The sequence below is a fragment of the uncultured Aurantimicrobium sp. genome (genome assembly GCF_936931525.1).
In the GTDB taxonomy this organism is placed as follows: Bacteria; Actinomycetota; Actinomycetes; order Actinomycetales; family Microbacteriaceae; genus Aurantimicrobium.
This window is the reverse complement of record NZ_CAKZII010000150.1, coordinates 23,627-30,252: the sequence shown is the minus strand read 5'-3', so window position 1 is coordinate 30,252 and position 6,626 is coordinate 23,627. Positions and strand designations below refer to the sequence as shown.

Sequence of the window (6,626 nt, the reverse complement as noted above, 5' to 3'; positions counted from 1 at the left end):
GCAGCATCAATGTAACGCTTGGTGTCATCGAAGTACTGGCCAGTCTGAGGGTCGATACCGCGGACAGCACCGATCATTTCAGAGCCGAAGAGCACATTCTTGTTGTCGATGACATCGACCAACAGGTCAATTCCTGGCTGGTGATAGACGCAGGTGTCGAAGAACACGTTATTCATGAGGTGTGTGGACAGGTTGGGTTGCTTAAGCATGTCTGCCAGTCCGCGGTAACGACCCCAGTGGTAAGGAACAGCTCCACCACCGTGAGGAATGATGAATCGCAGCGTGGGGAAGTCTCCGAACAGGTTGCCCTGAAGCAGCTGCATGAATGCTGTGGTGTCTGCGTTCATGTAGTGCGCGCCAGTTGCGTGGAAGTTGTGGTTGCAGGATGCAGACACGTGAATCATGGCGGGAACGTCGAGTTCGACCATCTTCTCGTAGAGCGGGTACCAGAACTTGTCGGTGAGGGGAACGGTCTGCCACTGACCACCGGAGGGGTCAGGGTTGAGGTTTACTCCAATGAAGCCCAGCTCATTGATGCAGCGCTCCATTTCCTTGATGGTCTCCGTCAGGTCAGCACCAGGAGACTGGGGCAGCTGAGCAACACCAATGAAGTCTTCGGGGAAAAGGTCAACAACGCGCTTGATCAGGTTGTTGCAGGCCACGGTCCACTCGAGACTGATGCGCTGGTCACCTTCGTGGTGACCCATCGCAGAAGCACGGGGAGAGAAGATGGTGAGGTCCGAGCCGCGCTCCTTGATGAGCTTGAGCTGGTTCTGCTCAATGGTCTCGCGAATGATCTCATCGGAGATCTCGGGGTATTCAGGGCTGGGTTGACCTGCTGCATAGGCAGCGAGCTGGTCAATGCGCCACTGGTTGTGAAGCTCCGGGGCCGTTGTGTAGTGGCCGTGGATATCGATAATCATGCGTTGTTCTCCCAAGCAGATTCGAGGACATAAATAGAACCCGACATGAGCATGCGGGCGGTGCGCAACAGCGCAGATTTCGTGACTACAGGTGAGCCACAGGAGTTATCCACTTCCATCTGGACGGTGAAGAATCCGGTGGGGTGTTCCACTTCTACCTCGAGACTGGAACCCACAGCATCCAGACCAGCAATCTGGGCAGCAACGCTGCCCTCCAGCATGCAGGCGGTGGCAACGGAGACAGCACCCAGAACACCGATGCTTTCGTGCACACGGTGAGGAATGAAGGTGCGAGTAGAGAGAAGGCCACCGTCCCGAGCTGGAGCCAGCAGGCTCATCTTGGGCACGGTCTTGTTGGTGACATCCCCGAGGTTCATCAGTGGCCCGACAGCCAAACGAATCTCTTCCACGCGAGCCTTGAGCTCCGCGTTCGCTTCGAGCTCGGCAGGAGTCTCGTAACCGGTGATACCGAAGTCGCTCGCGTTGAGACAAACAACGGGCATGCCGTTATCGACGCAGGTGACCTGAACGCCGTTGACCTCGTCGACCACGTTGCCGGTCGGTAACAGGGCGCCGCAGCTTGAGCCCGCGACGTCTTCGAAGTTGATGTTGATGGGAGCGTGCGTGCCGGGAACGCCGTCAATTCGAGCTTCTCCGGCGTAGTTGACCTTGCCGCCGGGTGTCTCAATGAACGCCGTGGCCTTCGACTCGGTGTTGACCATGTAAATGGAGACCGGGGTCACGCCATCGGCTGCCGCAACGAGGCCGCGCTCAATGGCGAACGGACCGACACCGGCGAGGATGTTGCCGCAGTTCTGCTGGTCGCTCACTTCGGGGCGGTCAGGCCACACCTGCAGGAAGAGGTAGTCCACGTCGATACCGTCGCGGTCAGACTTGCTGACGACCGCGACCTTCGAGGTGAGCGGGTGAGCGCCACCGACCCCGTCGATCTCGCGCACATCGGGTGAACCCATGGCGGCGAGGAGGAATTTGTCACGCGTTGCCACATCCGTGGGCAGGTCCTCTGCCACGAAGTACAGCCCCTTCGACGTGCCCCCGCGCATCAGCGCTGCCGACACGGCGACTTGGGTGTTAGCGACGCGGTGGTTACTCACCTGCGGAGTCCTCGTAGACCAGACCCTTGGCAGCGAGCTTCTCGCGCATGTTGTAGATGTCGAGGCCGAGTTCCTTGTTGGCCAGGCGACCGCGCTTCTCAAGCTCCATGGCCTCGCGCGCGAGGGCCTTCTCGAGTACCTTCTCCGCGTCTTCGCGCTTGACCAGGCAGACGCCATCGATGTCAGCCACAATCACATCACCGGGGCGAACCAACTGGTCAGCCATCAGGATGGGGGTCTGCACGTTGGCGATGGTCTCCTTGACCGTGCCCTGCGAGCTGATGGCCTTCGACCAGACGGGGAAGCCCATCTCGGTGAGGGTCGCTACGTCGCGAACACCAGCATCAATAACGAGACCGCGCACGCCGTGCGCCATCAGGCTCTCAGCAAGCAGGTCACCGAGGTACCCGTCGTCGCAGGGGCTGGTGGGGGTGACGATGAGGATGTCGCCAGGCTGTGCTTGTTCAACAGCAACGTGGATCATCCAGTTGTCGCCAGGAGCAACTTCACAGGTCAGTGCGTTGCCGGCAATCATGGCGGGGAAGATGGGGCGCAGGCGACGGTTCAACAGACCGATACGTCCCTGTGCCTCGTGCACAGTGGCTGATCCGAGAGCGGCAAGGCCGTCCACAATCTCAAGTGGGGTTCGTGGTGTTCCTCGAACGACGCGTGCCATGATTCTCCTTCGAAATTGCGCAAATATGCCTGTTCCTAGACAACTGCATTTCAGAGGAGAAAACCAAGGAGCCTTCCGGATAGTGGAAGGGCAATATGAGGAGGTTTAGGTGCTTGCCTGCAGGCGAGCAGCGTCACCCAGGCCGGCTTCAACCAGCTTCTTGGACAATGCCGCTCCCGTGACCTGCATGACGGGCACCAACTTGCCCAGGTCACGACCATCGCTGGGCGCCACAATACCCAGTGCGGCGATGACATTGCCGCCCTTGCCCCGCAAGGGCACAGCAATGGAAACCGCACCTTCCGCGAGCTCTTCCTGGGTCTTGGCAAAGCCCTGAACCTTGATGGTCTTCAACTGCGTTTCGAGAACCCCTGGGTCTGTAATGGTCTGGTCGGTGTAACGATCAAGAGAATTCAGAACTGCTTTCTGCAGTTCCGCGTCACCATGAGCCAAAAGCACCTTGCCCACGCCTGTGGCGTGCAGAGCAAGCCGGGAGCCCGGTTTACTCATGACTTCTAGGGTTCTAGAGCCCGCAATGCGCTCCACAATCAAACAGCGCAACCCATCCAGCACGGCAATCTGGACGGCATCGTTGTGGAGTTGGTAGACGTCTTCCATGTAGGGCAGCGCCACTTCTCGCAGGTCTGAGTGAACCGAAGCAAGTAGCCCCAGGCGCCAAATCTTGCTACCGATTTCATAGTCACCATCTGAGCCACGAACCAAAGCGTTCTGCTTCTCCAACTCGTGCACCAAACGGTGAACGGTGGTCAAGGGCAGTTCAGCGCGACGTGAGATAGAGGCAAGTGACTGTCTGCGATGCTTCACATCGAAAGTGTCCAACACAGCGAGCGCACGACCAGTCACGGTGCGGGTCGGAACGCTTTTCTCGGTCACCCTTACAGCCTAGGTTCAGAACTCAGTGAGAGCTGTGCGAAGTTTGGCCTCTAAACCAGGTAAATCTTTAGCGACAGTGTCTCGAATAACCTCATTGTCCACGAATAAATACCCATGAGAAATAAGATTTCTCGTTGCCTTCATCAAATGCCACTGTTCCGCAAAGTAGCGATTTCTAAATTCAGCGCTCGTTTGTGAAATTGATTCGATTGAGGCCGACAAGCGCATACAGACGGCGTCAGAAATAATCGGCTCTTCTATCGAGCCTTGGGATAAGTGGTGATTGAGCATTTCGATGTGATCCAACGCATCGCGGACTAATTCTTCATCTGTTCTACTCACAGTGGTACCGCTTCTCCAAGAACCCGGTCACGCAAAAAGGGCCTGAGGTTTTTCTCTGGGACAACATCAACTTCAACTCCTAACAATTCGCCGAGTGCGAATTCCAGGCGAACCATATCGAAAAGGGTGACACCTTTGTCGAAAGTTGCTAACAGGTCAATATCTGAGCCCTCATGCTCTTTACCTGTCACAACACTTCCGAAGACTTTGAGGTCCCGAGCACCATGAGACTTCGCAATCTTGATGACCTCACTGCGGTTGTTGCGAAGTTTTTTTCCCAAAGGCGTCTGCCCATGGAAACGAACCAGTCTCGAAACCTCCGGTTGGCTTCTGCCCACAGCCTCAGCAATGTCTCGCTGACTCAGGCCCGCCTTGATACCCGCTCGAACCGCATCCACCAAGATCTTCCGAGACCTGGCATAGAGCAGGTCAGCAGCGCGGGCTTCGGCCTGCAGCTGTTCGACAGTTGAAACGGTAGACATATAGCAAATGCTATCAGTTATACACAATTACTGGCAGAGCAGCATCCGCATGGAACTCCGGAGGGATTAGTGACCGTCGAGTTCAGCCGCAATGGACGCTGCAGCATCTGTCAACGTCGATACCAAGCGGTTGGTATCAAGCCTGTTCAAGTGCACAATCACGCCCACAGCTGCCACACAACGCCCATTACGCATGATGGGAACCGCGATAGAACCGCTTCCCCGCGTCATCTCTTGGCGAGTAATGGAATACCCGTTCTTGCGCACTTCCGCTAGATCCTTGCGCAGGGCATCCGGCTGTGTAATGGACTGTGGCGTGGGCTTGGGGAGAGGTTGTGCCAAGTATTGTTCAATCGCTTTCTCTGATTGATACGCCAACAACACCTTGCCCACACCTGTGGTGTGGAGAGGAAGGTGACCACCAGCACGGCTGATGGTGGGAATGCTTCGCTCCCCCACCAGGCGGTCAACATAAAGTGCCTGTCCGCGGTCAAGTACGGCCAGAGTTACGTTCTCGCCAGTCTCTTCATAGAGACGGGCAAGAGTAGGAAGTGCGCTTTCACGCAGGCGCTCACTCAAGGGAGCGTGTTGCGCAATGGTCCAGAGCTTGGTGCCAACCCGAAACTTGCGGTCACTACCCTTACTCAGGAACCCACCAGCTTCAAGAGTTCCGACAATGCGGTGGCAGGTGGACATAGGGAGCTTGGTCAGCTCAGCGATCTGAGTCAACGTCAAGGCACTGTGCTTGGGATCAAAGCAACTGAGGATCTCCATGGCGCGCTCCAGCAGTGCTGTGGGGGCACCACTTTCGACTCGTGCAGGGCTCATGAGTTGCTCCAATCAGAAACTTCCATCCCATGAAACTTTAGTCTTGTTGGCGCCTTCCGCATAAGCCTGAATAGACCTAGACGTTCACCGCTATCGAAAAGGTTCAATGATGACCACAACAATCCGCACTCAGGTCGGCATTTTGGGCGCAGGCCCCGCAGGTCTGCAGCTCGCTCACCTCCTCCAGCGCGCAGGCATCGACTCCGTCGTGATCGACGGTCGCAGCCGCGAAGACATCGAAGGCACCGTGAAGGCGGGCATTCTTGAAGCGCCGGCAGTTGAAGTGCTCGTAGACACTGATGTTGTCTCTCGCGACTACGTCGAAACCATGCGTCACGATGGCATCGAGTTCCACTTCGACAACCACGCGCACCGCTTCGACTTCCCCAAGCTCACTGGCAAGGGTGTCTACCTCTACCCTCAGCATGAAGTGCTCAAGGACCAGATCAAGGCCCGCGTTGCAGCAGGCGTGACTCCCTTGTTCGAGCACCTCGCCGACAAGGTCGTGGACGGCCCCAACGGTCCCATGATTGTGGGCAAGACCGCCACCGGCGAAGCATTCGAAATCTCTGCAGACTTTGTCATTGGCGCCGACGGCTCCATGAGCATTGCTCGCGAATACGTCACGGGCAACAAGTTCAGCGGCATGGCCCGTGAATACCCCTTCGGTTGGTACGGCATCCTCGTGGAAGCACCACCCAGCTCCGAAGAACTCATTTACAGCCGTTCCGAAGAAGGCTTCGTACTCATCTCCACCCGCGATGAGAACATCCAGCGCATGTACTTCCAGTGCGACCCCAACATGGACGTCAACGCTGTTACTGACGAGCAGATCTGGGACATCCTGCAGGCAGGTGTGGCAACGCACGAACTCAAGCGTGGCAACATCTTCCGCAAGGACGTTCTCAAGTTCCGCAGCTACGTCCACGACAGCCTGCGCAAGAACAAGGTATTCCTCATGGGTGACGCAGCTCACACTGTTCCCCCCACTGGAGCCAAGGGCCTGAACCTCGCATTCAGCGATGTTCTGTGGCTCAACCGCGCACTGCGCGAGTACTACCGCTCTGGTTCAGAGAAGTTCTTGGACACCTACCAGGAAGATGCACTCAAGCGCATCTGGAAGGCCACCAACTACTCCTACATGATGACCACCATGCTTCACATCGCACCGGATGCCACCGAGTTCGATAAGAAGCGTCAGGTTGCCGACCTCTACTCGTTCACCGAGTCCGAGGCAGGCCAGACCTTCATCGCCGAAGGCTATGTGGGCTGGGACTACAGCGCAGACGACTGGCGCTAATCTCCAAAAAGTGCTTAAACTTCGAGGCCCCCACACCAGCAGGTTGGGGGCCTCGATTCTTTGGAT

At 57.0% G+C, this 6,626-nt stretch carries 8 protein-coding genes; 1 reads left to right on the top strand and 7 read right to left on the bottom strand.

What is annotated here, in order from left to right; all coding sequences use genetic code 11:
• The 7 genes from Q0362_RS07430 to Q0362_RS07400 all read right to left on the bottom strand — a co-directional run.
• On the bottom strand, positions 1-923 hold a 923-nt coding region (locus tag Q0362_RS07430), incomplete at its 3' end, for an amidohydrolase family protein (RefSeq protein ID WP_298122018.1).
• On the bottom strand, positions 920-2,038 hold the full coding sequence (locus tag Q0362_RS07425; protein WP_298122015.1) for a 4-oxalomesaconate tautomerase: 1,119 nt from the start codon (positions 2,036-2,038) through the stop codon (positions 920-922). The genes Q0362_RS07425 and Q0362_RS07430, both read right to left, overlap by 4 nt.
• Positions 2,031-2,714 carry a 4-carboxy-4-hydroxy-2-oxoadipate aldolase/oxaloacetate decarboxylase gene (locus tag Q0362_RS07420; RefSeq protein ID WP_298122013.1) on the bottom strand — a complete coding sequence of 228 codons (684 nt, stop codon included), beginning with the start codon at positions 2,712-2,714 and terminating at the stop codon, positions 2,031-2,033. Before Q0362_RS07420 ends, Q0362_RS07425 begins: the two co-directional genes overlap by 8 nt.
• A 105-nt stretch (positions 2,715-2,819) precedes the next feature.
• On the bottom strand, positions 2,820-3,608 hold the full coding sequence (locus Q0362_RS07415) for an IclR family transcriptional regulator (protein ID WP_298122010.1): 789 nt from the start codon (positions 3,606-3,608) through the stop codon (positions 2,820-2,822).
• A 15-nt stretch (positions 3,609-3,623) separates the two neighbouring features.
• The gene (locus tag Q0362_RS07410; protein ID WP_298122007.1) at positions 3,624-3,950 is read right to left on the bottom strand and encodes a DUF86 domain-containing protein; all 327 of its coding nucleotides are present in this window, start codon (positions 3,948-3,950) and stop codon (positions 3,624-3,626) included.
• A complete protein-coding gene (locus Q0362_RS07405; RefSeq protein ID WP_298122004.1) occupies positions 3,947-4,432 on the bottom strand; it encodes a nucleotidyltransferase family protein in 486 nt (161 codons plus the stop codon). The genes Q0362_RS07410 and Q0362_RS07405 overlap by 4 nt, the downstream gene beginning before the upstream one ends.
• A 66-nt stretch (positions 4,433-4,498) precedes the next feature.
• Positions 4,499-5,260: an IclR family transcriptional regulator gene (locus Q0362_RS07400; protein WP_298122001.1), complete on the bottom strand. Its 762-nt coding sequence runs from the start codon at positions 5,258-5,260 to the stop codon at positions 4,499-4,501.
• A 109-nt stretch (positions 5,261-5,369) separates the two neighbouring features.
• Here Q0362_RS07400 and Q0362_RS07395 point away from each other — a divergent pair, with 109 nt between their 5' ends.
• Complete coding sequence (locus Q0362_RS07395) at positions 5,370-6,560, top strand: 4-hydroxybenzoate 3-monooxygenase (RefSeq protein ID WP_298121998.1); 1,191 nt, start codon at positions 5,370-5,372, stop codon at positions 6,558-6,560.
• Positions 6,561-6,626 lie beyond the last annotated feature (66 nt).

What these genes read in the sequence shown, in the direction of transcription:
- Q0362_RS07395 (WP_298121998.1), top strand. Translation starts at nt 5,370, where the DNA reads ATGACCACAACAATCCGCACTCAGGTCGGCATTTTGGGCGCAGGCCCC.
- Q0362_RS07420 (WP_298122013.1), bottom strand. Translation starts at nt 2,714, where the DNA reads ATGGCACGCGTCGTTCGAGGAACACCACGAACCCCACTTGAGATTGTG.
- Q0362_RS07400 (WP_298122001.1), bottom strand. Translation starts at nt 5,260, where the DNA reads ATGAGCCCTGCACGAGTCGAAAGTGGTGCCCCCACAGCACTGCTGGAG.
- Q0362_RS07405 (WP_298122004.1), bottom strand. Translation starts at nt 4,432, where the DNA reads ATGTCTACCGTTTCAACTGTCGAACAGCTGCAGGCCGAAGCCCGCGCT.